The organism is Acinetobacter sp. TR11, assembly GCF_027105035.1.
In the GTDB taxonomy this organism is placed as follows: domain Bacteria; phylum Pseudomonadota; class Gammaproteobacteria; order Pseudomonadales; family Moraxellaceae; genus Acinetobacter.
In genome coordinates, this window is the sequence record NZ_CP114256.1 from 1,342,425 (window position 1) to 1,367,703 (window position 25,279).

General features: G+C 38.5%; 21 protein-coding genes, 2 pseudogenes and 1 other annotated feature. Of the genes and pseudogenes, 15 read left to right on the forward strand and 8 right to left on the reverse strand.

Annotated features, from left to right (window positions below):
* Positions 1-126 precede the first annotated feature (126 nt).
* The gene (gene clpB / locus O1450_RS06530) at positions 127-2,706 is read left to right on the forward strand and encodes an ATP-dependent chaperone ClpB (protein ID WP_269230145.1); all 2,580 of its coding nucleotides are present in this window, start codon (positions 127-129) and stop codon (positions 2,704-2,706) included.
* A gap of 167 nt (positions 2,707-2,873) precedes the next feature.
* Positions 2,874-3,293 carry a hypothetical protein gene (locus O1450_RS06535; RefSeq protein ID WP_269230146.1) on the forward strand — a complete coding sequence of 140 codons (420 nt, stop codon included), beginning with the start codon at positions 2,874-2,876 and terminating at the stop codon, positions 3,291-3,293.
* Positions 3,294-3,312: 19 nt separating this feature from the next.
* Here the strand turns inward: O1450_RS06535 and O1450_RS06540 are convergent.
* The 3 genes and pseudogenes from O1450_RS06540 to O1450_RS06550 all read right to left on the reverse strand — a co-directional run.
* Positions 3,313-3,494, reverse strand: a pseudogene (locus O1450_RS06540) (transposase); the annotation flags it as partial.
* Between the two features lie 36 nt (positions 3,495-3,530).
* Positions 3,531-4,779: pseudogene (locus tag O1450_RS06545) on the reverse strand (IS3 family transposase).
* Positions 4,388-4,504, reverse strand: a sequence feature (AL1L pseudoknot). Its footprint overlaps the pseudogene before it by 117 nt.
* 107 nt (positions 4,780-4,886) lie before the next feature.
* Positions 4,887-5,270 carry a hypothetical protein gene (locus tag O1450_RS06550; RefSeq protein WP_269230147.1) on the reverse strand — a complete coding sequence of 128 codons (384 nt, stop codon included), beginning with the start codon at positions 5,268-5,270 and terminating at the stop codon, positions 4,887-4,889.
* Positions 5,271-5,465: 195 nt separating this feature from the next.
* Here O1450_RS06550 and O1450_RS06555 point away from each other — a divergent pair, with 195 nt between their 5' ends.
* From O1450_RS06555 to gspM, 5 genes are read left to right on the forward strand one after another with little or no spacing between them, the layout of a single operon-like run.
* Positions 5,466-6,044 (forward strand): nitroreductase family protein, encoded by a 579-nt coding sequence (locus O1450_RS06555; RefSeq protein ID WP_269230148.1) that lies wholly within the window; start codon positions 5,466-5,468, stop codon positions 6,042-6,044.
* Positions 6,045-6,091: 47 nt separating this feature from the next.
* Positions 6,092-7,165, forward strand: a complete 1,074-nt coding sequence (locus tag O1450_RS06560) for an NAD(P)H-dependent glycerol-3-phosphate dehydrogenase (protein WP_269230149.1) — start codon at positions 6,092-6,094, stop codon at positions 7,163-7,165.
* Positions 7,166-7,222: 57 nt separating this feature from the next.
* Complete coding sequence (gene sixA / locus O1450_RS06565; RefSeq protein WP_269230150.1) at positions 7,223-7,678, forward strand: phosphohistidine phosphatase SixA; 456 nt, start codon at positions 7,223-7,225, stop codon at positions 7,676-7,678.
* Positions 7,679-7,716: 38 nt separating this feature from the next.
* A complete protein-coding gene (gene gspL, locus O1450_RS06570; RefSeq protein WP_269230151.1) occupies positions 7,717-8,856 on the forward strand; it encodes a type II secretion system protein GspL in 1,140 nt (379 codons plus the stop codon).
* Positions 8,856-9,335 (forward strand): type II secretion system protein GspM, encoded by a 480-nt coding sequence (gene gspM, locus O1450_RS06575; protein ID WP_269230152.1) that lies wholly within the window; start codon positions 8,856-8,858, stop codon positions 9,333-9,335. The genes gspL and gspM overlap by 1 nt, the downstream gene beginning before the upstream one ends.
* A 46-nt stretch (positions 9,336-9,381) precedes the next feature.
* Here the strand turns inward: gspM and O1450_RS06580 are convergent, their stop codons facing one another.
* The 5 genes from O1450_RS06580 to O1450_RS16525 all read right to left on the reverse strand — a co-directional run bounded on the left by O1450_RS06580 (position 9,382) and on the right by O1450_RS16525 (position 13,121).
* The gene (locus O1450_RS06580) at positions 9,382-9,978 is read right to left on the reverse strand and encodes a sensor histidine kinase (protein WP_269230153.1); all 597 of its coding nucleotides are present in this window, start codon (positions 9,976-9,978) and stop codon (positions 9,382-9,384) included.
* 682 nt (positions 9,979-10,660) lie between these two features.
* Positions 10,661-11,362, reverse strand: coding sequence for a response regulator (locus tag O1450_RS06585; RefSeq protein WP_269230154.1), 702 nt, complete (start codon positions 11,360-11,362; stop codon positions 10,661-10,663).
* Between the two features lie 211 nt (positions 11,363-11,573).
* Entirely contained in the window at positions 11,574-11,957 is a 384-nt protein-coding gene (locus O1450_RS06590; protein WP_254730747.1) for a hypothetical protein, read from the reverse strand.
* 158 nt (positions 11,958-12,115) lie between these two features.
* Positions 12,116-12,715 (reverse strand): phage tail protein, encoded by a 600-nt coding sequence (locus O1450_RS06595; RefSeq protein WP_269230155.1) that lies wholly within the window; start codon positions 12,713-12,715, stop codon positions 12,116-12,118.
* 49 nt (positions 12,716-12,764) lie between these two features.
* Entirely contained in the window at positions 12,765-13,121 is a 357-nt protein-coding gene (locus tag O1450_RS16525; protein ID WP_275904117.1) for a LuxR C-terminal-related transcriptional regulator, read from the reverse strand.
* A gap of 258 nt (positions 13,122-13,379) precedes the next feature.
* On the opposite strand from O1450_RS16525, the gene O1450_RS06605 reads away from it, so the two are divergent.
* The 8 genes from O1450_RS06605 (at position 13,380) to O1450_RS06640 (ending at position 25,259) form a co-directional block, all read left to right on the forward strand.
* Positions 13,380-16,901, forward strand: a complete 3,522-nt coding sequence (locus O1450_RS06605; protein WP_269230157.1) for an ESPR-type extended signal peptide-containing protein — start codon at positions 13,380-13,382, stop codon at positions 16,899-16,901.
* A gap of 259 nt (positions 16,902-17,160) precedes the next feature.
* The gene (locus O1450_RS06610; RefSeq protein ID WP_269230158.1) at positions 17,161-18,168 is read left to right on the forward strand and encodes a quinone-dependent dihydroorotate dehydrogenase; all 1,008 of its coding nucleotides are present in this window, start codon (positions 17,161-17,163) and stop codon (positions 18,166-18,168) included.
* 1 nt (position 18,169) lies between these two features.
* Positions 18,170-18,763 (forward strand): CvpA family protein, encoded by a 594-nt coding sequence (locus O1450_RS06615; RefSeq protein WP_005215519.1) that lies wholly within the window; start codon positions 18,170-18,172, stop codon positions 18,761-18,763.
* 40 nt (positions 18,764-18,803) lie between these two features.
* Complete coding sequence (gene purF, locus O1450_RS06620; protein WP_269230159.1) at positions 18,804-20,342, forward strand: amidophosphoribosyltransferase; 1,539 nt, start codon at positions 18,804-18,806, stop codon at positions 20,340-20,342.
* 103 nt (positions 20,343-20,445) lie between these two features.
* Positions 20,446-22,335, forward strand: a complete 1,890-nt coding sequence (locus tag O1450_RS06625) for a M48 family metalloprotease (RefSeq protein ID WP_269230160.1) — start codon at positions 20,446-20,448, stop codon at positions 22,333-22,335.
* A gap of 129 nt (positions 22,336-22,464) precedes the next feature.
* Positions 22,465-23,265 (forward strand): undecaprenyl-diphosphate phosphatase, encoded by an 801-nt coding sequence (locus tag O1450_RS06630; protein ID WP_269230161.1) that lies wholly within the window; start codon positions 22,465-22,467, stop codon positions 23,263-23,265.
* A gap of 105 nt (positions 23,266-23,370) precedes the next feature.
* Complete coding sequence (locus O1450_RS06635) at positions 23,371-24,168, forward strand: PaaX family transcriptional regulator C-terminal domain-containing protein (RefSeq protein ID WP_269230162.1); 798 nt, start codon at positions 23,371-23,373, stop codon at positions 24,166-24,168.
* Positions 24,169-24,275: 107 nt separating this feature from the next.
* On the forward strand, positions 24,276-25,259 hold the full coding sequence (locus tag O1450_RS06640; RefSeq protein WP_269230163.1) for a fatty acid desaturase family protein: 984 nt from the start codon (positions 24,276-24,278) through the stop codon (positions 25,257-25,259).
* Positions 25,260-25,279 lie beyond the last annotated feature (20 nt).

Here is a 25,279-nt window from a genome sequence, read left to right on the forward strand (position 1 = left end):
TATTACCAAGTTTTATAAAGTTAAATTTAAATAAAATATTGAAAAATATATAAATTTTATTTGAAATTTTAAAAAGTGTTCCCATCTTAGTGGTAAGTTAAAAATTTGTTGTGAGGAATAACAAGAATGCGTTTTGAAAAATTTACGAACCGTCTACAGCAAGCTCTTTCAGATGCACAATCATTGGCAATGGGTAAAGACCATACTTCTATTGCGGGTATTCATATTCTATCGACTTTGTTAGAAGAACCTGCCAATTTAAGTTTGTTGCAGCAATCAGGTGCTCGCTTGCCTGAGTTGAAACAAAAGTTAGAACAAGCGATAAGAAATGCACCGACTTTATCAAATCCAACAGGAGATATTAATCTTAATCCTGAAGCGGTAAAGATCTTAAATTTAGCTGATCGTTATGCGCAAAAAACAGGTGATGAATTCTTATCAACGGATTGGGTGTTGTTAAGTCTAGCGGAAACAGGTGAAACCAAAACGATATTAAACAGCGTTGGGGTAACACCAGATAGTTTACGCAAAGTAATTGAAAATATTCGAGGAAATGACAAAGTCATGAGCAATAATCATGAAGATCAACGCGATTCATTGAATAAATATACCATTGATTTAACAGAACGTGCTTTGGCAGGTAAACTGGATCCTGTAATTGGTCGTGACGATGAAATACGTCGTACAATACAGGTCTTATCACGCCGAACTAAAAATAACCCAGTCTTGATTGGTGAACCTGGCGTGGGTAAAACTGCGATTGTTGAAGGTCTAGCGCAACGTATTATTAATGGTGAAGTTCCTGAAAGTTTAAAAAGTAAACGGGTATTATCTTTGGATCTGGGTTCGTTGCTTGCAGGTGCTAAATATCGCGGTGAGTTCGAAGAGCGTTTGAAAGCCGTTCTGAATGATCTTGCAAAACAAGAAGGTGAAGTCATCCTGTTTATTGATGAATTACATACACTTGTAGGTGCAGGAAAAGGTGATGGCGCGATGGATGCAGGTAATATGTTGAAACCTGCTTTAGCGCGTGGTGAGTTGCGTTGTGTTGGAGCAACAACTTTAGATGAATATCGTCAATATATTGAGAAAGACGCGGCACTAGAACGTCGTTTCCAAAAAGTACTCGTTGATGAACCAAGTGTGGAAGATACCATTGCGATTTTGCGTGGTCTAAAAGAAAAATATGCAACACATCATGGCGTTCAAATTTTAGACTCAGCAATTATTGCAGCTGCAAAAATGTCGCATCGTTATATCACAGATCGTCAATTACCTGATAAAGCCATTGATTTAATTGATGAAGCTGCTTCACGTATTAAAATGGAGATTGATTCTAAACCCGAAGCTTTAGATAAACTTGATCGTCGTTTAATCCAGTTGAAAATGCAATTGGAAGCAGTGAAGAAAGATGAGGATGCTGGTAGTAAAGCTGAAGTGAATCATCTTGAACAGCAAATTACTGAAAAGCAAAAAGAATATAATGATCTAGAGGAAATTTGGAAAGCCGAGAAAACACTCGTTGAAGGTGATAAGAAAGCTCAAGTTGAATTGGATCAAGCACGTGTTGCTTTAGAAAAAGCAAAACGTGAAGGTGATTTGGCTGAAGCAGCACGCTTACAATATGGCGTGATTCCTGAGTTGCAAAAACGCTTGGAACAAGCGGAAGTCGCTGAGGAAAATGAAGAACCGAAGCTAATTCGTACCAAAGTGACTGAAAATGAAATTGCTGAAGTAGTGAGTGCGGCAACAGGCATTCCTGTGGCGAAAATGCTACAAGGTGAACGTGAAAAACTACTGAATATGGAAGAGTTTTTACATAACCGTGTAGTCGGGCAACATGAAGCTGTGGTTGCAGTTTCCAATGCAGTCCGTCGCTCACGTGCAGGTTTATCTGATCCGAATCGTCCGAGTGGATCATTCTTATTCCTTGGACCGACAGGTGTAGGTAAAACTGAGCTAACTAAAGCATTAGCAAACTTCTTGTTTGATAGTGATGATGCCATGATTCGTATCGATATGTCTGAATTTATGGAAAAGCATTCTGTCAGCCGTTTAGTGGGTGCTCCTCCGGGATATGTCGGTTATGAAGAAGGCGGAGTTTTAACAGAAGCTGTTCGTCGTAAGCCATATAGTGTGGTGTTATTTGACGAAGTGGAAAAAGCCCATCCAGATGTATTCAATATCCTGTTACAGGTATTGGATGATGGTCGCTTAACTGATTCTCAAGGTCGTGTTATCGATTTTAAAAATACGGTCATTGTGATGACATCTAACCTAGGTTCACAAGATGTTCGTGAATTAGGTGAAGGTGCAACTGATGAGGAAGTTCGAACAGTGGTCATGAGTGCTGTAACTCAACATTTCCGTCCAGAGTTCATTAACCGTATTGATGAATTAGTCATTTTCCATTCGTTGAAGAAAGCTCAAATTCGTGGTATCGCGGATATTCAATTGAATCGTTTACGTTCACGTCTGAGCGAACGAGATATGGGTTTAACTGTTGATGATAGTGCATTTGATATATTGATTGATGCTGGTTTTGATCCAATCTATGGCGCACGACCACTAAAACGTGCAATACAGCAACAAGTTGAAAATAACTTGGCTCAGAAAATCTTATCTGGTGAATTCCAGCCGGGAGATAATATTCTGATTAAAGGTGATAGTGGTCAGCTTGTGTTTGATAAAATGAAACTTAGCTAAATCTAATTTGAATGATTGACTAAAAAGATGGTGATGAAAATCGCCATCTTTTTTTATATCAGTGCAATTTATCTGATTTCCTAAGGAATATTACCAATGACATTGCGATTTTATGAAAAGCTTGATAGTTTCGGAATAAATAAGAAAAAAATTCAGGATGAATTAAAATGGAGAATAAGCAGCATTATTACACTTATATTGGTGTAATTGTGTTTTTGACGGCTTTACCATTAATTGGTTCGGCTGCACAACCGATGACAGAGGGAACTTTAGCCTTGCAAACAGGTATGTTGAACAAGGCGCTGCCTAATATTATTGAGAAAGCACAGCGGGATGCGATGCAGCCGGAAGAGGAGCGTTGGCGTACGCAACGTGTTTTAAGCGATCGTAATTTACGTGAGATAAGAATTAGTATGCTTGGTGAAGGAGCTTTGTCGCCTTACGAAGAGCAAAAGAAAACATCAATTTCAGATGTTCGTGAAAAAAGGAAAGCAAATATGAAGCCCCATAGTGAAGCTCCAGATCGATTTATGATTTATGAGTTTGATTCATCTAATGTTAAAAAAACCAAAATAACCTATAGATAAATTAGGGTCTGTTGACATTTCATAATGGCAACCAGATGTATATGCAAGCTAAAGCAACAGCATTTTCATAATTACGTTTTAGCTTGTCATATCGAGTTGCTATTCCTCTAAATTGCTGCAATCTTGCAAAAGTATTTTCCACTAAGTGCCTATTTTATATAAATTCCAATCCATATGATTATTGTTGGACTGCGTATTTGAACCGTACCGGGTTTGTCGGAGACTTTTTTATTTAAGTTAGGCCACCTGACCTAACGGGTTAATCTTATCATAGTACATTGCTTCAAACTCAAAAGGCGATACATAACCCAGTGCACTATGTACACGCGTTTTGTTGAACCAATCTACCCAGTTTAGTGTCGCAAGTTGTACATCTGCTAAACCTTGCCAATCTGCTTTTAAATATTCAATCACCTCTGTTTTGTATAAGCCATTCACCGTTTCAGCCAGAGCATTATCGTATGAATCACCAGTCGTACCGACTGATGCTCGTAAATTTGCAGCTTCTAAACGATGGGTATAGCGAATAGAAAGATATTGCACACCTCTGTCGGAATGATGAATCACATTCTTTGGCATGCCCCGATCATGCAATGCTTGCTCCAATGCATCGAGCACCATATCTGTATTCATTCGTGTAGATACTTTCCAGCCAACAATGGCTCGTGAGAACACATCAATAATAAAGGCGGTATAGACCCAGCCTGAATTTGTTTGAATATAGGTAAAGTCAGCGACCTGAGAAGCATTGCTTCGCAAGGGTCAGGATGATCAGCTCTAAAATTCCGTTTCACCAAGTCAGGTGCTCGTTTTTGGTCATCTCGGCTACGGGTGGTTTGTTTGTTCTTACCACGCCAAACACCTTGTATACCTAGCTTTTTCATTAATCGAGCAACAGTGCAGCGTGCAATAATATAGCCTTCACGTTTCAGTTTTTGCCAGACTTTACGTACACCATACCGACCTGAACTTTCCTTCCAAATTCGTTTAATTTGTTCAGCATGATGCAAGTCATGTAAATTTCGCTTTGCTCGATGTTCCCTTGCGAAGCAATGCTTCTCATCGTAGAGATCTAAAGTTCGGTAATAGGTTGAAGGTGCGATCGGTAAAATCTTACAAATCGCATCAATACCATATAAGTCTTTATTGTTATGGATGAAATCCACCATTATTTGTGTGGGCGGTCGAGCTCCGCCTGGGCGAAAAAAGCGGCTGCTTTACGTAGAATCTCATTGGCGCGTTGCAGTTCTTTATTTTCACGTTCGAGTTGTTTGATACGTTCTTGGTCTGAAAGCTGCTGTACTTTAACTGGATTTTGTTTATCTAAATATTTTTGATACCAAACACGTAGTGTTTCAGGGGTACAACCAATCTTAGCTGCAATAGCGGTGATCGCAGCCCAATTCGATGGATAATCTTTTTCGGATTCAATCAATAATTGAACCGCTCTTTCTCTGATTTCAGGGGTATAGTTTGATTTTTTCATTGGAGTAGTCTCTCAGAATATTGACTCTCCGACAAACCCGGTACGGTTCAATATTGAACTGGTGGAAAAATGATTTATGCAAGAGGTTTAATATCGGCTTTTTTTATTTAAGCATTAGGTTTGCAGTAGAAGGTCAATGTCGTTTGGTAATCATCATCTTTGGCTAGAGAAGCATTTTTCCCAGTAAGTGTGCCGATTACACCCGCAGCAGCTTCAACCAATTTGCCTGTTTGTTCATCGACTACACCTTTTAAAACGCCTTGATATGCAGTTTTCTCATCAACCACGACTGGTGATGTATTTCGGGTACAAGTTTTTTGAGCGGCACTAATGGCATTATTCTTAGCGATCAAATTGGTTTTACCAATTCCCGTCACTTCATATTGATTATTTTCTTTTTGGATCGCTAAGGTGTTGGTCGGTGTTGATGCACATGCGGTGAGCCCGAGTACCAAGCCACCTAATAAACTCATGATTAACGTTTTTTTCATTGCTTGTTCTCAAGTAGTTACCTAATTGGATTATTTGAACATATTATTTTTAATTGCTTTTGCAGGTTATGTACAGTTTGTAGTAGCGCTCTGTTAAATTTCTCAAATTGATGATTAAGCAAGGATTAAACGTGGTGGAAATTGGCTAGATTATGCTAATCTAAACAAATCCTTGTGTTAGTTAGATTCATGTCAATGACGGACTCAAATATAGAGACAATTCATCAAAATATTCATCAACGTCAATCTGTTGGTCAGCTTGTTGAACCAGCGCCAAATTTACAACAACTCGAAAAAGCAGTACAAGCTGCGTTGACTGCACCTGATCATCATCGTTTAAAACCAACACGTTTTGTGGTTGTAACACCTGAGCAACGAGCGGCTTTTGGTGAGTTTTTAGCAAATGCTTTAGCTGATATGGGCGAAAATGATCCTGCACAATTAGAAAGAGTGAAGCACCATCCATTTCGCGCGCCTTTACTTGTTTTAGCCTTAACCACGATCCAAGATCACTCAAAGGTTCCGCACTTCGAACAAATTTTAAGTACGGGTGCTGCTGTTCAAAACTTCTTACTCTCATTACAAGCACAAGGTTTTGCGAGTATGTGGCGTTCTGGTGCAGTTGTAGAATCCAATTGGCTTAAGCAACAATTCGGCTTAAAAGAGCAAGATTTAATTTCAGGTATTATTTATATTGGAACAGCTGCTAAAACGATTGCACCTCGTGCAGAAATAGAGAGTCAAGATTTTTTAAAAGTATGGCAACATGTTTAATCTTATTGATGAATGATTAAAGAAAGAAATTGGTTTCAGGAAAAAAAATGACAGAGTTAAAATTTAGTAATTTAGTTGAGCCTGTGGCAGTAGATCAAAAAACAGCATTAAGAATTACGGTATTGGGCGGTGGAAGTTTTGGTACAGCAATGGCAAATTTAGCTGTACGCAATGGTTGCGATACCATGATTTGGATTCGTGATGCGGCTGTAGCAGAAGAAATTAATCAAACACATATTAATAAACGTTATTTACCTGATTATCCGTTAGAGCCAGCTTTGCGCGCTGTTGCTGATTTAGAATTAGCAGTAAGAGATCGAGATATTATTCTGGTCGCTATTCCTAGTCATTCATTTCGAGATGTTTTAAAACAAATTGCGCCGTTTATTACAGCCCAAGCCGTAGTTTCATTAACCAAAGGTATTGAAGCAAAAACCTTTAGTTTCATGAGTGAGATTATTCGCGCAGAATTACCAGAAGTTCCTTACGGCGTTTTATCAGGGCCTAATTTAGCCAAAGAAATTATGGGAGGTATGCCATCAGGAACAGTGATTGCAAGTGAATCGGAATTGGTACGTTATGCGGTACAACATGCTTTGCATAGTGCGTTATTCCGTGTGTTTGGTAGCGATGACGTACACGGTGTAGAACTGGGTGGAGCATTAAAAAATATTTATGCAGTTGCTATGGGGATGGGTGCTGCTTATAACATCGGTGAAAATACCAAAAGTATGATTTTAACCCGTGCTTTGGCGGAAATGAGTCGTTTTGCAGTCAAGCAGGGTGCAAATCCTTTAACTTTTTTAGGGCTTTCTGGTGTAGGTGATTTATTTGCAACTTGTAATAGTCCATTAAGTCGTAACTATCAAATTGGTTTTGCGCTCGGTTCGGGTAAAACACTTGATCAAGCAACCAAAGAATTAGGTCAAACAGCCGAAGGGATTAATACCATTGTCCAAGTACGTGCTAAAGCACAAGAACTGGATGTTTACATGCCGATTACCAATGCTTTATATGAAGTTATTTTTGAAAATGCGCCACCAATGACGATCGCTTTATCATTGATGAAAAATGGTCATCGTAGTGATGTAGAATTTGTTTTACCACATCATGAAGTTTAATCAGAAAACTGTCATCAATCATTGTTAATATATAGGTATAAATAATAAGGTCGTTATATGCAGTTAACTTTAGTACGTCACGGTGAAGCATCTCCAGCAATCAATGGTAATGATACGCAACGCCCATTAACAGTGCGTGGACATCAACAAGCAGAGCAAACAGGACATTTTTTAAAAGATGTCATTCAGCCTGAAATTTTTATTGTTAGTCCGCTATTACGTGCCCAAGAAACTTTGGCACACATCAAGGCTCATTTTCACGGTATTCCTGTTTTAATTTGCGAGAAAATTAAACCTGATGATGATGCTAAAGATGCAATTGAATGGTTATCTAAATTACCCTATGAATCCATTGCTGTGGTTTGTCATATGAATGTAGTTGCACATATCGCAGAGCAATTGACCCATGAGAATTTTAATCCGTTTGCATTAGCAGAAGCACGTATTTATGATCAAGCTGTGATTGCCAATGGTTTATCAACACAAAAGAATCGTTTTATACCAACACTATAATTTATATATCCGCGATAGGATAAGGGTACTGAACACCGATGCTGTATATATGGATGCCCGAAACCAATGGAACATGGTATTGGTCGGCAGGGGAAAATTGGTTACAGGCAAATAGTCTTGAGCAGTTGATTCAGGACTTACAAGTGCATAATGGAAAAGAGGCGGTGGTCTATTTTCCAAGTCGTAATGCGCAAATCTTGCAACAACCTATGACAAAAATGCACTACAAGCAGTTAGGGCAAGAAGGGCTTAAATACTTATTAGAAGAATATGTGACTTTGCCAATCGATCAAATGAAGGTGGTTCATCATTTTCAAAATGATCAGCTTAATGTGATGGGTGTGGCTCATTCCACAGTTGAGACATGGCAACACGCACTTAGTCTTTTGCCAATTCAAATTGCAGCGTTCCTACCTGATTTTTTAATCTTACCAACACCAGAAGAAAACCAAGTGGTGATTGCAAACCTGTATGATCACTTATTGGTAAGAGAATCGGAATGGTCTGGTAATTCAGTGGATGACTTGGGATTATTCCTTGAGTTTCAAACACCTGAAACGAACTATAAGCTGGCAAATCTTAATTCAACTGAATTAGCAACTGTTATGGCTGCTTTAAGCCATGATCAATACACTGAATTTAGTTACCAATGTCAGCCCTTGGCAAAAGCAAAACAGCATCCATTTAATGTTTTGCCAAAATCCAAGAATGCAGAAGTTCAGTGGTCAGGTTATTGGAAAGCTTCAGTATTGGTTTTGGTTGCCGTCATTTTTGTTCAATTGGGTTATGATGCTTTGCGTTGGTCTAAACTAAAAAAAGTGGCTGATCAGACATCGGCTCAGGCAATAGATCAATATAAATTCTGGTTTGGTGAAAATAGTCGCGTTACTGAGCAAAACATTAAAAGTCAGTTCGAAAGTCAATTACGTATGAGTCAGCTAGGTGATACACAAGCACTTTCGTTGTTGAGTAGAGTAGGACCGATTTTAATGCAGAAACAGATCATTGCTCAGCAAGTCAATTATGATGCTTCGACTTTAGCAATGTCATTAAAAGCTAAATCTGCAGATGACTTACAAGGATTAACTCAACAATTAAATCAACAAGGTTTGCAAGCTGAATTGGGTAACGTTCAAGCAGATTCGATTGGTGCGATTGGGGTGGTAAAAGTAAAATAATGAAAGCATTAACAGGTCTACAAAATAGTTTCGATCAAAAAATTGAAACCTTAAATCAATATTTACAGAGCTTATCTGTACGTGAACGCGTGATGGTAATTTTCACAACAGTTTTTTTAGTTGTTGTGATTATTGGTTTTGCATTATGGAAAATGCATGCATCGGCCGAGCAACAGCAAAAACGTTTAAATGAATTAAAAGATTTAACGGTTTGGATGCAAAGTAATGCAGCAACAATGAAACCAGCAAATGATCTGGAGCTCTCAGCGGCAGATAAAATTCAACGTACGGCACAACAACAAGGCTTATCAGTTTCTTCACAGCAAAATGGTGAGCAAATTCAAATTGTCGCCGAACATCAAAATTATGCTGTTCTTGCAAACTTTTTAATGCAACTCTCTCAAATGGGGTTGAGCATCCAAAAAATGGACATGGTTTCAAATAACAATCAAATCAAGTTAACTGCGACCGTGCAATAAATATAAAGGAGCTTGTAGCTCCTTTATATTTATAAATTCATCATAATTAACTCTGAATGACTCGAATGATGGTTTGACCACGCTTGGACTGAACATCCATGACAGAATGAATTTTCTCAAGGCGAATTTTCATGCTGCGTAAACCAATATTGACATTTGCACTATTCACTTCATCGACATTAAAGCCGATACCATCATCTTCAATCTCTAAAATAATTTGTTTAAGGTCAGAAAAATACAAACGAACAATGACTTTTTGGGCGTAACTATGTTTGATGACGTTGGTAAGTGCTTCTTCTGTAATCCGCAATAATGTCAAACATTCCAATGCACTAGGTTGTGAATGCCAAACTTCTGCAAAATCCCAAACAGATTGAATACTTAACTCATTGAAAATTTGACTAAATCGATGTCTAACAGGTGCTCCCCATAAAATAGGTGTTTTCGGAACTTCACCTGAGATACTTGATCCACTATCGATGACTTCTCTGAGATCATCACGTAGCAGTTTCAGAATAGATAAGAACTGTTGGTTATCAAAATTTTCTTTGCTTTGGCTAATCACACCAATAGAACGAACTAAAGAGCTGCCTAAAATATCATGTAAATCATGAGAAAATTGTAGTCGCTCCTGACGTCTCATTCTCTCTAATTCTGTTTGATGAATATTTAAAATATCTTTGATATTACTGATAATTAATAATGTTGAAAAAATCAGCAGCCCAAATAAAAAGCACAATTGTATTTGAAACCAATCATGATCTGTGTGCACTGTTTGAAAAATAATTTTCTGATCGATGAGAGGGGCTATAAAAATTAAACCTGATGATAGAAAAATAATTTTGATCATTTTGTCTATCATACTATAGCTATTTACAGCGAAGATTTTTGGAAATTTTAATCCAACAATACACGCCGAAAAAAGGAAAGAAATAAGTAAAGTAAGTTCTAATTTTGAATTTAGATAAGCGAAATAAAATAATATAGGAATAAAAATACTAACCAGAATAAAAATCAGTTTGAAAGAAAAAGATTGATTGAATTTATATAAAACTGCTTGAGCAAATGAGAAAAAAACACCTAAATAAATTAAGCTGAAAAAGAAATACCAATGAGGTGTTTTTTGAACAGGAGCTAAATGCAGAATTAATAAACTAGATCCTGTCATCATTAGAAAAATTGATAACCAAGAAATAGAAGGAGGTAAATATTTTTTTAAAGTTGTGGTTAGTAAAATAGCACCAAATGCCATGATGAAAATAGGAATAAATAGGTTAAATGAATTTTGAATAATCGACATTTATTTATAATTTCTTTCCCAATTTTCAGAATAAACCCAATGAATATGCAATTTTTATTGCTTTAGAACGACTATCTACCGCAAGCTTACTATATATATTGCGTAAATGAGCTTCTACGGTATAACGCGATAATCCTAATTCATTTGCGATATCTTGATTGTTAAATCCCTGAGTAACGTAATCTAGAATTTCTAATTCTCTTGCAGATAAATTTTCTGGTGAATTTTTAATCTTTTGTGGCTTTTTGACCATATTTGTTAAAATAATCTGAGCAAGAAAAGGGTCGATTGGAATACCACCTTGTAATATTTGTTTAATTGAAATAGTGACTTCATAATCATCACGTTCTTTCAATAGATAACCAGTTGCACCAGCTTGTATTGCTTTAAAAATTGCATCTCTGGTACTCCAAGCTGAAATAACAAGAATTGGAATGGTAGAATTTTTTTGTCTCAAACTACGAATTAATTTTGTACCATTGCCATCAGGCAAGCCTAAATCGACTAAGGCAAATGCAATATTATGTTGTTTTACCTCAAGCATAGATTGAGATAAGTTTTCAGAAAATATTAAATCGTTATTGCTATAGTTAAGGTCGATTAAAATTTTTTTTAATCTATTTTGAATTATATAGTCGTCATCAACAACCAGAACTGGTTTTGGTAAAGCAGAGCTAAGTAAATTTTGATCAAAAAAACTTAATCTATCTTTTATTTGTTCTATCATGATGATTATCAAATATACGTATATTTTTTATTATAATCATCGGTTCTGTATTTGCTATATTTTTTTAAATTAATTTAAATTGTTTATAAAATTTAAATTAATTTTTATAATATAATTAATAGTTGTTTGAATAAATCTTTATATGTTTGGTTAATATCAACAAGCTTAGAAATTACTAAGCTTGCTGTAAGCAAAGAATGACCATAGTTAATTAACAACTACCAACCACTGTACCGCTCCAAAGTGCTTGATCATTGACATACAACGTGATTTTAAGCCCTGTTGGAATTCCCCAAGTTGTGCAAACATCACCACATACGCGTAAATTTGCATTTGCAGGGATGCCGATTGGAACATTTACACAAACATTTCCGAAAACAGGGAAGTCAAAACAAACATCGCCGTTTCGATAAGAAGCACCTACACAAGCACTTAGACTTAAAGCTTGTACATTGGTACTACTTAACTGATTTTGTACAGATTCAATTGTATTTGTTGTTTTTACACTAGATTGTAAAGCATTACTATTTTCACCATTAAAACCTACTTTTGTGTAGTCTGGAACGACTTGTGGATCACATTGACATCCGCTCATTATTTTACTTCCTTTAATATTTATAAAAGTTATAGTTCGTACTCTTATGGCTTTTCCGAATATCGCCCCATTTTTTGTAGTGGTTTCTGGCATCCACAATAAGTCTTAAGACAAGCGATGAAGATCGTTTTAAGACTTAATTCTATTGATTTGAATTCTTATGAGCGTGAAGGGTATATACCTTCTAAGCTGATCACATAGTAAAGAGCTAAATACGGGTTTGTGATATTGACGGGCTGGCTGCCTCCAGATATTCCTGTGTTTTGCACAGGAACAACGACTTGCGTGGTGGCATTTAACTGTTTCATATTGACTAATTGACTTGTATCTTGAGTAAACACGTCATATACACTGCCTGTGTTAGGATCATTTGCATTTGCCCATGCTGCATTAGCAGGGCTACTTGTATTACCACCGGCTGAGCTTGCTTGTGGTGTTAATGAAACTGAAGCATTGATGGTTTGACTAGCAACGACATGTGTATGTGCTGGTAAGTTATTGATTGTGAGAGTCGTACTTTGACTTCCTGCGGCTTGTCCAATTGGAAAATTATTGTTTACCCCTAGTGCGAAGCGTCCACCTAAATTTGGTAGTGCGAAAGTAGTTTTCCCATCACCACCATAAATGGTACCAAGTAAGCTGAAAAGTGCTTGGTTTTGTGCGATTGATAATAATTGTCCATTGCATGCCGCCCAACCTTTTGGAACGAAGTTGTATGGAATTAGCATGATTTCACCTAGGTATGGATCTGCGCTCATAATTTTTACCTTTTAATTTTCAGTAATATTGTTGATGTTTTTGTGTTTGTTAATTTACTGAAATTTCTTCATGAGCCAATATCCCCAAAACATCGTATTTTGATTGAATGGTTTTGAGTTTTCGATTAATTGATTTCCGATAACTATAGACAGTTTCAATGCTGAGATTTAATTGGATAGATATGTTGGAGCTACTCAAGTCTTTAGATAAAAGCTCGACGATCATTAATTCTCGAGGTGTGAGTAGGTTTAAAAATTCAGAATAATATGATGAAAATTGCAGCAGGAAAGATCTGTGATGAATGTCGAGTTTTTGATAAATGTTTTCTTGGTGGGTAGTAACAGTTCTTTCACTAATATGAAGTTTTAAGGAGATCTCTTTAACTCGATAACCATGTACTAACATTTAAAAAAATTTGATGCTCACGTTTACTTAGCACTTTTAAAGTATCCATTTTTATCCTTTGTATTGAATTAAAAATTAAAATTTTTATGTGGATTTATTAGAGATAAATTACTTAGCGTGTGCATCATTGAAATTTGTTATTCCAAACAGTTTTTTTATCGATATTTTTTTTATTTTTCTACCAAATTTCAATGATTCTTTATTACTAAAAATACTCTCTAATTTATGTGTTTATATTCACAAAAAGAAGGGAATAGTATGAATCTTATCTTTAAAAAAATTTGGAATAAATCTCTAGGGTGCTGTGTCGTTGTATCAGAAAATACCAAAAATTCAGGTAAGGGGAGTCAGGTCACTGGAAGCGTGCAACAACCATCAAAAATAGCCAGTAACATTCAGTTATTTAAGTTGAAACCATTGGTAGTGGCTACAGGTCTATCTTTAGTGAGTTTGGTTTCACAACAAGTGTTTGCTGAGCAAGTGATTACATGTGGCGCACAAGGCTCTAACAATAATCCGAGTATTGCGACTGCTGCATTGAATAATACGATTATTTCACAACAATATTGGGGAACGCTTTATTGTTTAAATCAACCTTCAGGTACATTGGTATCCGATAATAAACTGTTGAATGATGATTTAAATGTAACAATTAGCACGGATACTTTAAAAGTTGGAGCAGGCGGAATTACCTCTAAGGGGGCATTAGGGAATGATCCTGGAAATGGTTCAATTTCTTTCAATAATAATAAGATCACCAACCTATCAAACGGTATATCTACAAATGATGCAGTTAATTTTGGCCAACTAAATTCGTTGGCCAATGTTTTTGGTGGTGGTGCAGGTTTTAGCGGAGGTGTATTTACTGGCCCAACTTATGTCATACAAGGGTCAAATTATACAAATATAGGAAGTGCTTTTACTGCTGTAAATACTAAATTAACGAGTTTACAAAGCCAGATTGATGGTTTACCAACAGGCGGTGGTGCTGATGGTAAAAGTGCTTATGAACTTGCAGTTGTAGGTGGATATGTTGGTACACAAACTCAGTGGTTAGCCTCTTTAAAAGGTGACAAAGGCGATAAGGGTGATAAAGGTGATGTCGGTGCTACGGGCGCGACTGGTGCAACAGGAGCTACAGGTGCTCAGGGTGACAAAGGCGATAAAGGCGATAAAGGTGACGTAGGTGCTACGGGCGCAACTGGAGCCACAGGAGCTCAAGGTGATAAGGGCGACAAGGGCGATAAAGGTGACGTAGGTGCTACGGGTGCAACAGGAGCTACAGGTGCTCAAGGTGATAAGGGCGACAAGGGCGATAAAGGTGACGTAGGTGCTACGGGTGCAACAGGAGCTACAGGTGCTCAAGGTGATAAGGGCGACAAGGGCGATAAAGGTGATGTAGGTGCAACAGGAGCTACAGGTGCTCAAGGTGATAAGGGCGACAAGGGCGATAAAGGTGACGTAGGGGCTACGGGTGCAACAGGAGCTACAGGAGCTCAAGGTGATAAGGGCGATAAAGGTGACGTAGGTGCTACGGGCGCAACTGGAGCCACAGGAGCTCAAGGTGATAAGGGCGACAAGGGCGATAAAGGTGATGTAGGTGCTACGGGTGCAACAGGAGCTACAGGTGCTCAAGGTGATAAGGGCGACAAGGGCGATAAAGGTGACGTAGGGGCTACGGGTGCAACAGGAGCTACAGGTGCTCAAGGTGATAAGGGCGACAAGGGCGATAAAGGTGACATAGGTGCTACGGGCGCAACTGGTGCTACAGGAGCTAAGGGCGATAAAGGTGACGTAGGTGCTACGGGTGCAACAGGAGCTACAGGTGCTCAAGGTGATAAGGGCGATAAAGGTGACGTAGGTGCTACCGGTGCAACAGGAGCTCAAGGTGACAAGGGCGATAAAGGTGACGTAGGTGCTACGGGCGCTACGGGTGCAACTGGAGCTAAAGGTGACAAGGGCGACAAAGGTGATATCGGCGCAACTGGTGCAACAGGCGCTCAAGGTGACAAAGGCGATAAAGGTGATATCGGCGCTACGGGCGCGACTGGAGCTAAAGGCGACAAGGGCGATAAAGGCGATGTCGGTGCTACGGGTGCAACTGGAGCTAAAGGCGACAAAGGTGATATCGGCGCGACTGGCGCAACTGGCGCAACTGGAGCTAAAGGCGATAAAGGTGATGTAGGTGCTACGGGCGCGGCTGGTGCCACAGGTGCTCAAGGTGACAAGGGCGACAAAGGTGATGTCGGTGCTACGGGTGCAACTGGAGCTAAAGGCGATAAAGGTGATGTAGGTGCTACGGGCGCGGCTGGTGCCACAGGTGCTCAAGGTGACAAGGGCGACAAAGGTGATGTCGGTGCTACGGGTGCAACTGGAGCCACTGGTGCTCAAGGTGACAAGGGCGACAAAGGTGATATCGGCGCGACTGGCGCAACTGGAGCTAAAGGCGATAAAGGTGATGTCGGTGCTACGGGTGCAACTGGAGCCACAGGAGCTCAAGGTGACAAGGGCGACAAAGGTGATATCGGCGCGACAGGAGCTAAAGGCGATAAAGGTGATGTCGGTGCTACGGGCGCAACTGGAGCTAAAGGCGATAAAGGTGACGTAGGTGCTACGGGTGCAACTGGAGCTAAAGGCGACAAAGGTGATATCGGCGCTACAGGCGTGACTGGAGCTAAGGGTGATAAAGGTGATGTAGGGACTACAGGCGCGACTGGAGCTAAAGGACCGAAAGGAGATACGGGAGCAAATGGTAAAAGTGCATTTGAAATAGCCGTTGACAATGGTTATTCAGGTACAGAACAAGAGTGGCTTGCATCTCAAGGTGGTGGTAACAATCCTTACTTTGATGCGAATCCAAATGTAACGAGCTCTGGAGCTAAAGCTACAGGCTCTGGAGCTACTGCTCTTGGAGATGGTGCTGTTGCCGATGGTGAAAATAATACGGTGGTGGGTTCTGGAGCTTCAGCAAAAGGAAAATCAAATACTGTAGTCGGTAAAGGCAATAAAGTTGAAGGTGAGCGTTCAGGTGCCTTTGGTGATCCAAATGTCATTCAAGCAAATGGAAGTTATGCTGTTGGTAATGATAATACGGTCACTGGTGATAACAGTTTTGTTGTTGGCAATAACGTAAATACTGCTGCCAAAAATGCTGTTGTTTTGGGTAATGATTCAGCTTCAGACAGAGATAATACTGTTTCAGTTGGTGCTGCTGGTAAGGAACGTCAGATTATTCATGTTGCAGCTGGTGTGCAAGATACTGATGCTGTAAATGTTAAGCAGATGAAAGATGCGAATACCAAAACTTTAACTGATGCTAAAACTTATGCAGATGCAGGTGATCAGGCAACATTAACAAGTGCAAAAGGATATACAGATAGTCGTGAAGTGGTAATGCGTCAAGAATATAAAACTGCTGATGCAAAAGTGCTTTCTGATTCGAAAGCTTATACTGATACCAAAGTTATGGATCTAGAAAATAACTTTAGAGATGTATCTAGCCGTGTGGATCAAACCAATCAAGATGTTCGTAAAAACCGAGAAATTGCCGCGCAAGGTATTGCTGGTATTACTGCGATGACAAATATTCCAATGCCAGCTGAACAAGGGGCTTCTACTGTTGGTATGGGTATGGGGTATTATGATAGTCAGTCTGCTATCGCTGTGGGAGCAAGTCATTACTTCGATAATGGTGTTGCAATCAAGGGAGCATTCTCAACAGGCTTTAATAATGGTAATACAACTGCTGTAGGTGCTGGTGTGTCTTATTCTTGGAAATAAGTAACATTTCTACAATTTAGTGAAAGGAACTAAGCTTTAAACGAGCTTAGTTCCTTTTTTTATTGAACTGCGAAATGTGAATTTGAATCAATTGCAAATGACCTGACCAAGATTAAAAACCTGAATAAAACCAGAAAATTGTTTAATCAAGAAGCACTAAAGCAAAGACTCTACAAAATAAGCATATGTCAAGCATGGTGTTTTGTTGAGCCTATGCCTATAATACGGCTACTTGAAAAATCAGTAGACTGTGATTGGTATGTTATATTCATTGGCTCGCCCTTTGTTGTTTACTTTGGCACCAGAGCGTGCACATGAACTCACACTTTCTATGCTCGATACAGCGCATAAATTTGGATTGATGCATCAGAAAACTGCACATAAACCAGTGAGCTGTATGGGTATCGAGTTTCCAAACCCTGTTGGTCTTGCTGCCGGTTTAGATAAAAATGGTGCGCACATTGATGCTCTAGCTGCATTAGGTTTCGGTTTTATTGAAATTGGTACCATTACACCACGTCCACAAGCAGGTAATCCTCAACCACGTTTATTTCGTATTCCAGAAGCGAAAGCAATCATCAATCGCATGGGATTCAATAATGACGGTGTTGATCAACTGATTGAAAATGTTAAAGCTGCTAAGTTTAAAGGCGTTTTAGGAATTAATATTGGTAAAAATGCAGATACTGCCGTTGAAGATGCGGTTTCTGATTATTTGATTTGTTTAGAAAAAGTTTATAATTACGCATCATATATTACAGTTAATATTTCCTCACCGAATACAAAGAATTTACGTAGTTTACAAAGTGGCGATGCACTTACAGAGCTATTACAAACTTTGAAACAACGTCAACTAGAACTTGCTAAAGAAAATAATCATTATGTTCCTTTAGTACTCAAAGTAGCGCCAGATTTAACGTCTGAAGATATTACATTTATCGCTAAACAATTATTGAAATTTAAGATTGATGGTTTGATTGTTACCAATACAACATTAGGGCGAGACGGTGTTGAAAATCTGCCAAATGGTAATGAAGCTGGTGGTTTGTCGGGCGCACCCGTTTTTGAAAAAAGCACCGAATGTTTACGTCAGTTCGCCGATGTTTTAGATGGAAAAATTCCTTTAATTGGTGTCGGGGGAATTGTTTCAGGTGAGCAGGCCGTAGCAAAACAAGAGGCGGGCGCGAGTCTCGTTCAAGTATACAGTGGCCTTATTTATACAGGTCCAACACTAGTAAAAGATTGTGTTAACGCGATGACTGTGTGACATGAACACACTTGATATCATCATCCTGATCATCTTGCTCATTGGAGGGCTAAACGGTTTGCGTCAAGGATTTATTAAAGCCTTTGCGAACTTGATCGGGTGGATATTCGCATTGGTCATTGGGGCTAAATACGCGGTCATTTGGGCACCTGCGATGAGCAGTCTAAGCCAAGACCCAGTTGTACAAAAAATTGCTGCTTTTGCTTTTATTGTATTAGCCATCGTGATTTGCACGTGGGTTATTACCGCATTCCTGAATGGGCTCTTGAAAAGTTTAAAATTGGGCCCATTAAATCGTCTAGCAGGCGGTGCATTTGGTTCACTAAAAGGTTTATTGATTGTCTTGATTGCGATGCAGGGTGTCGGTCCTTGGGTGAATAGTTCACCGCATTGGAAGCAATCAAAATTTGTACAGATTTTATTGCCATACGCGCCATTAGCGACCGAAATATCAAAAGATGCTGCAAATGAAGCGATACATCAAATGACATCTGAAGGTGCGTTATTACATCGCCCTTCGACTGAAATGGAGGAGTCAGAACGCGCTTCAGTAGATCAACGTTCTGATCATTCCACGAAAAATCCTTTTTATTAATTGGGGTTAAACCCCGTTCCTAGCTTGTCGCGAGGTTGCTATGTGTGGAGTTGTTGGGATTGCCGGTAAATCGCCAGTAAACCAAATGTTATTTGATGCCTTGACGATGTTACAACATCGAGGACAAGATGCAGCAGGGATTGTAACTTGCCATCAAGGGCGTTTATTCCTCCGCAAAGATAATGGTATGGTGCGTGATGTATTCCATACCCGTCACATGCGTGCTTTGCTTGGTAACTATGGGATAGGACATGTTCGTTATCCAACAGCAGGTTCATCAAGTAGTGCTGAAGCACAGCCGTTTTATGTAAACTCTCCATATGGTATTACCCTTGCACACAATGGTAACTTGACCAACGCCGCAGAAATTCATGATGATCTGTTTAAAACAGATTTACGTCACATGAATACTGATTCTGATTCTGAAGTTTTACTCAACGTGTTTGCACATGAGTTACAGAAGATCGGTACACTCAACCCAACGCCAGAAGATATCTTCCACACCGTATCTCGTGTTCATGAGCGTTGTAAAGGTGCTTACGGGGTTGTTGCGATGATCACAGGTCATGGGCTTGTTGGTTTTCGCGATCCAAACGGAATTCGTCCTTTAGTTTATGGCTCTCGTGAAACTGAGCAAGGCACTGAATATATCATTGCCTCTGAATCCGTTGCGATTACAGCGCTAGGTTTTAAAGTTGAGCGTGATATTGCACCAGGTGAGGCAATTTTCATTAATTCAAATGGCGAATTATTTACCAAACAATGTGCAGTAAATCCAGAATATCGTCCATGTATTTTTGAATATGTGTACTTTGCTCGTCCAGATGCAACAATTGATGGTATCTCAGTTTATAAAGCTCGTTTAAAAATGGGTGAAAAACTGGCGTATAAAATTTTGAAGGAATGGGGTGAGGAGCACGATATTGATGTGGTCATTCCAATTCCAGATACTAGCCGTACTTCAGCATTAGAATTGGCTAATATTTTGGGCGTGAAATTCCGTGAAGGTTTTATGAAAAACCGTTACATCGGACGTACCTTCATTATGCCAGGTCAACAGCAGCGCAAAAAATCAGTTCGTCAAAAGCTAAACCCAGTTGAGCTTGAATTTAAAGATAAAAATGTACTGTTAGTGGATGACTCGATTGTACGTGGCACAACCTGTAATGAAATTATTCAAATGGCACGTGATTCTGGCGCGAAGAAAGTATTCTTTGCTTCGGCTGCACCTATGGTGAAATATCCAAACGTGTATGGTATTGATATGCCAGCAAAATCTGAATTAATTGCTTCAGATCGTACAGTTGAAGAAATTCGTGAGATTATTGGTGCAGATCGTTTAGTCTTCCAAGATTTGGAAGATTTAAAGAACGCAGTGCGTACTAGCAAAGTACCTGATTTAAGAGAATTTGATTGTTCAGTATTTGACGGGATCTATGTGGCTGGTGGGATTGATAATGACTATCTGATAAATCTTGAGCAGAAACGTAATGATTCAGCAAAAAAGAAAGCAGATGGTTATATTGATGTAAATATCGATGCTTCTTCTGTTGATTTAACAGGTATTAAAGAAGAGTAATCATTTAAATCTATAGAAAAGCGGGAAATTCCCGCTTTTTTATTTTATGATACTTAAGGTTTCAAAGCCTCTAAGATCAACAATGTAATCAGGAAAATTTACATTGAAAGAAATGAGCCATTATTTAATTGAAAATAAAAATATTGCATGGTCGGTAAGTTTTTGCTTGCTCGCTATGTTGTCGACAGTTTTTATTCTCAATTTGATTTTGGGTTTAGTCGTTCATTTCTTTGACTACACTCAAGCCATTTGGTGGCATGTTCTTAGTCCATATTTCATCTTTCTTTTATTCTTCGTTATGGTTTGGTCGGTTGGTGCTGAACTGTATGTCTTACGTGAAGGTGGTCATTCACTCGCAAAACAACTTAAAGCAAGACGCCTTGTTTTTGATGAGAGTACGCCCGAAGAAAGCACAGCATTAAAAGTCGTAGAGCAAGTTGCTCAAAGTTTTATGATAGATACACCTGCTGTTTATGTACTTCCAAATGAAGTGGGCGTCAATGCTTTAACAGCAGGCTTCAGATCTCAAGACATCGTAATTATTTTAACGTGGGGTGCTTTACAAAATTTGGATGAATTAGAGCTTTATGGTTTATTGAGCTATGAATTTAATCAAATTTTATCGGGTGAGGCTGTAGAAAACACCAAATTAAAAATCTTGTACAGTGGTTTAACCACTTTTAGCCAATGGGGGAGTAAATTAGCACAAGCTGGATACAATCCTTATGCAACGTCTTATCGAAACAAATTCGAAACTATTTTTGTTGCGATTGGTGGTGTTATTTGGTTGGCAGGTAGCTTAGGTATTTTGATTACACGGTTGATTAAATATTTAACTTTGAGTGGTCGAACCTTTCGTAATGACCTGAAAACTATGCGTTTGATGAATAATAATGCCAATATTCAAACCTTGTTACGTATCTATGTGCACCATTCAGGTTCGCAAATTCATAGTGCGTATTCAGAATCGATTTCACATATGTGTTTCGCAAATTCACTTAGCCCACAAAGCTGGATGAATATTCATCCAAGTATCAAAGATCGAATTTATGAACTAAATCCTACTTTGTTACAGGATTTGCAATTAGAAAATTTAAAAAAGCTACGCAATCGTCCTTTATTTAGTCTGTTTCGTTCTTTGGAAGAAGAAATGGCAGATATGACCTTACCTTGGAGTTCTCCACAGCCTTTACCTTTATTGCGTTTATCGCCGATCAGTTTCGCTTTGAATGATGCAATTAAGCCTTTAAATTCTGAAATGCGGAAGAATAAAAAGCGCCCAGAATTGATACAAAGAGCGATGCAAACGGCGACAGGTTCAAGGGAAGTGATGGTTGCGATTTTGATGATTCGTCAATATCGTGAATTCATTCCTCAAGAAGCCGCTGTAAGTCATGCAATCGTAGATTCTTTATTGAATTTAGATGGTCGTATTCATGTTCAAATCTTCCATGATGCCTGTAAGAATATTGGGCATATGCCGACAAGTATTGCTCGTCAATTTTTGACTAAATTGGCTTGTATTATTCAAGAAGATGGTGAGGTGGGTTTGCTTGATGCTTTGTTATTGGAGCGGGTGAAGCGTGAACTCAATCTTATGCCTGCACATTTACCAACGTCATTTGAAGATGTGAAAGCACAAATTGTGCATTTAATTGATGCTTTATTGCATGTACAACAAATTAATAGTCCAAATCAGCTTGAGGTGCGTGAACGAATTCTGCAACAGATTTTAGCACCCGAAGAAATGCAGATTTACGCAGATATTTCTGATGAACCACTTGATTTAGCAGAAATTTTAAATGATGTTTCAGGCTTGTTATTACGTGATCGTCTCAATATTTTAGCAATTGCAGAGCGATGTTTATGGAGCGATCGTATCATCACGCAGGATGAATTAGATGTTTTAGAATTGCTTTATTGGCGTTTAGGATTCGATACACATGAAGTTGTTGAACAAATGCAAAAGAAAAATAGTTTGATGATTATTTAATAGAAAACCCGTATTAGAGCGAGAAAGATCAAGCTTAAAACATTACGTGACAATCACATAAAATGATTTAATTTCAAGGTAAGCTTGCGCTTTATTTTAATCTTGAATTACGCATTTTTTGAGTAAGTTATGCAACATATTGAAATTTTAAAGGCTTTATTTTTAGGGTTTATTGAGGGTTTGATCGAATTTTTACCGATTTCAAGTACAGGTCATTTAATTTTATTTGGTCACATGATCGACTTCCATTCTGACGATGGGCGTGTATTTGAAGTTGTCATTCAGCTTGGTGCAATTTTAGCTGTCTGTTGGTTATACCGACAAAAGATTTTTGATTTGATTAAAGGTTTTTTTAGTGGGGATTCAGAAGCGCGTCATTTTGCTTTTAGCGTTTTAATTGCTTTTTTTCCTGCTGTCGTGATTGGTATTTTTGCAGTCGATTTTATTAAAAGTGTCTTATTTAGTCCACTTGTGGTCGCAATCGCACTGATTGTTGGTGGTCTGATTATTTTCTGGGTTGAATCCAAGAATTTTGATCATAAAACAACTGAAGCGACAAAAATTACTTACAAGCAAGCTTTTTTAGTCGGTTGTGCACAATGCGTTGCGATGATTCCAGGGACTTCTCGTTCTGGTGCTACCATTGTGGGAGGAATGTTCTCAGGTTTGTCTCGTAAAGCGGCAACAGAATTTTCTTTCTTTCTCGCAATGCCAACGATGTTGGGGGCTGCAACTTTTGATCTTATTCGTAATGCGGATGTATTGACACAAGATAATATGTTGAATATTGGGGTCGGTTTTGTTGCTGCTTTTATTTCGGCATTATTGGTGGTGAGCGCATTAGTTAAATTTGTTGAACGCCACACTTTACGCGTATTTGCTTGGTATCGGATTGTACTGGGTATAATTTTCTTATTTGTTTTTCTATAAAAATAAAATCTCCCTTTTAGAAAAATTACTAAAAGGGAGGGATTCTAAGTTAAAATTCTTATTCTTTATTTCTTTTTTCATGTTTAGAACTGGTTCGATTGTAAGATGACAATAGCTAAAATGAATGCCCGAGATTTAATCATTGATTTACTTTTAGGGCTACAAGGTCGTGAGATCTCGATTAAACAAATTATTATCGCAGCGAAGCTTTTTGAGATTAGCGAAAATAGTATTCGTGTCGCAGTAACCCGATTATCTAGTGATGGGGTGATTGAGGCGATTGAGCGCGGTATATATCAATTTACGGCTAAATCACACGAATGGGCCGATGTGATGTTGAACCGTAAAAACGGAATTAAGCAAACAAAACAATGGGATCATCAATACTTAGCTGTCTTTACGGGTGAATTAGGGCGGGTTGATCGTACAGCTTTAAACCGCCGAGAACGCGCATTAAAGCACTTCGGTTTTAAAGAGTTAGAACAAGGTATTTATATTCGCCCTGATAATTTAGCCATTTCTTTTAAAGAGGTATTTGGGGGATTACAAGCTTCTGGCTTAGAAAAAAGCGCCAAAATTTGCCAAATCAATCATTTCGACACCACAACATTAAATAAAATTCCGAAGCTTTGGCCCACTCAAACGCTTAACCAAAACTATAAAAAATATAGTCAAATGATTCAAAAGTGGTTGGAGACAGTTGAGCAATTAAGCTTAGATATTGCTGCTAAAGAATCGCTATTGCTTGGTCGGCAGACCATTTCTTTGCTGATGAATGATCCATTATTACCTGAGGATTTTGTTGATGTTCATTTACGTGATCAATTTGCATTAAGTGTTCAGCAATTGGATCAGACTGGACTGGAATTGTGGCAACGATTCTATGAAATCAGTTTAGTATAAATATTACTAAAAAATTAATTTTAATATATTGACAGAAATATTACTTAATTTAAAATAAAAATCATATTTACGTATCTATAGAAATAGAAAAATTGTAGGGTAGGGATATGAATACACGTACATCAATAAGTGATTTGTTCACACGAGAAGAAATCACAGAATTGACAACAAAGTCAGATTTACACGGTAGTTGGGCTGTTTTATCAACGTGGGCAGTCATTGGTGGAACCTTCGCTGCGCTTGCCAGTACATGGGAGTATTTACCTGTCTGGGGCAAATTACTGATGTGTATAGCTGCATTGGTAATATTAGCGGGTCGTCAACTTGCGCTTGCAATTATTATGCATGACGCTTCACACCAAAGCTTATTTAAAACCAAATGGCTGAATGATATTGCCACAGATTGGCTTTGTGCTCGCCCGATTTGGAATGATTTAAAGAAATATCGTGCGCATCACTTACGTCATCATAGTAAGACTTCTACTGTGGATGATCCTGATTTGTCGCTTGTTGAAGGTTTTCCAACCTCAAAAAAATCGTTGATGCGTAAATTTTTTCGTGATGTTTCAGGGGTAACAGGCTTAAAATTTGCACTTGGACGTGTGCTAATGGATGTTGAGAAAATGGAATGGACGGTGTCAAATGACCGTCGTTGGATTTCTCAAGAGGGGCGTCATTGGACAGATTATCCCAAAACATTCTTAAAAAATAGTGGTGGTGCGATTGCAACTAATGCTGCTTTATTTTCAGTATTGTGGGCAGCGGGTCATCCTAAACTGTATGCACTTTGGGTATTGGCATATTTAACGCCTTTTCCATTGTTATTACGTATTCGTTCTATGGCTGAACATGCGGGTATGCCAACTAGTCATAGTGCTTTAACCAATACACGTACCACAAAGGCTGGTTATCTTGCCCGTGCTTTAGTTGCGCCTATCCATGTCAATTACCATAAAGAGCATCATTTGATGGCAACAGTTCCATATTTTAAGTTACCTAGAATGCACCAGATGTTATTAGAGCGTGGACATGTTCCTGAGCCTCCTAGTTATTGGCAAGTCTTAAATGAACTTTCAGACCAAGCTGATTAAATGTTTGTTTATAGTTTTAG

Excerpts from the sequence above, each read along its gene's own strand:
- clpB (WP_269230145.1), top strand. The coding sequence starts at position 127 with ATGCGTTTTGAAAAATTTACGAACCGTCTACAGCAAGCTCTTTCAGAT.
- O1450_RS06535 (WP_269230146.1), top strand. The coding sequence starts at position 2,874 with ATGGAGAATAAGCAGCATTATTACACTTATATTGGTGTAATTGTGTTT.
- O1450_RS06550 (WP_269230147.1), bottom strand. The coding sequence starts at position 5,270 with ATGAAAAAAACGTTAATCATGAGTTTATTAGGTGGCTTGGTACTCGGG.
- O1450_RS06555 (WP_269230148.1), top strand. The coding sequence starts at position 5,466 with ATGACGGACTCAAATATAGAGACAATTCATCAAAATATTCATCAACGT.
- O1450_RS06560 (WP_269230149.1), top strand. The coding sequence starts at position 6,092 with ATGACAGAGTTAAAATTTAGTAATTTAGTTGAGCCTGTGGCAGTAGAT.
- sixA (WP_269230150.1), top strand. The coding sequence starts at position 7,223 with ATGCAGTTAACTTTAGTACGTCACGGTGAAGCATCTCCAGCAATCAAT.
- gspL (WP_269230151.1), top strand. The coding sequence starts at position 7,717 with ATGCTGTATATATGGATGCCCGAAACCAATGGAACATGGTATTGGTCG.
- gspM (WP_269230152.1), top strand. The coding sequence starts at position 8,856 with ATGAAAGCATTAACAGGTCTACAAAATAGTTTCGATCAAAAAATTGAA.
- O1450_RS06580 (WP_269230153.1), bottom strand. The coding sequence starts at position 9,978 with ATGAGACGTCAGGAGCGACTACAATTTTCTCATGATTTACATGATATT.
- O1450_RS06585 (WP_269230154.1), bottom strand. The coding sequence starts at position 11,362 with ATGATAGAACAAATAAAAGATAGATTAAGTTTTTTTGATCAAAATTTA.
- O1450_RS06590 (WP_254730747.1), bottom strand. The coding sequence starts at position 11,957 with ATGAGCGGATGTCAATGTGATCCACAAGTCGTTCCAGACTACACAAAA.
- O1450_RS06595 (WP_269230155.1), bottom strand. The coding sequence starts at position 12,715 with ATGAGCGCAGATCCATACCTAGGTGAAATCATGCTAATTCCATACAAC.
- O1450_RS16525 (WP_275904117.1), bottom strand. The coding sequence starts at position 13,121 with ATGTTAGTACATGGTTATCGAGTTAAAGAGATCTCCTTAAAACTTCAT.
- O1450_RS06605 (WP_269230157.1), top strand. The coding sequence starts at position 13,380 with ATGAATCTTATCTTTAAAAAAATTTGGAATAAATCTCTAGGGTGCTGT.
- O1450_RS06610 (WP_269230158.1), top strand. The coding sequence starts at position 17,161 with ATGTTATATTCATTGGCTCGCCCTTTGTTGTTTACTTTGGCACCAGAG.
- O1450_RS06615 (WP_005215519.1), top strand. The coding sequence starts at position 18,170 with ATGAACACACTTGATATCATCATCCTGATCATCTTGCTCATTGGAGGG.
- purF (WP_269230159.1), top strand. The coding sequence starts at position 18,804 with ATGTGTGGAGTTGTTGGGATTGCCGGTAAATCGCCAGTAAACCAAATG.
- O1450_RS06630 (WP_269230161.1), top strand. The coding sequence starts at position 22,465 with ATGCAACATATTGAAATTTTAAAGGCTTTATTTTTAGGGTTTATTGAG.
- O1450_RS06635 (WP_269230162.1), top strand. The coding sequence starts at position 23,371 with ATGACAATAGCTAAAATGAATGCCCGAGATTTAATCATTGATTTACTT.
- O1450_RS06640 (WP_269230163.1), top strand. The coding sequence starts at position 24,276 with ATGAATACACGTACATCAATAAGTGATTTGTTCACACGAGAAGAAATC.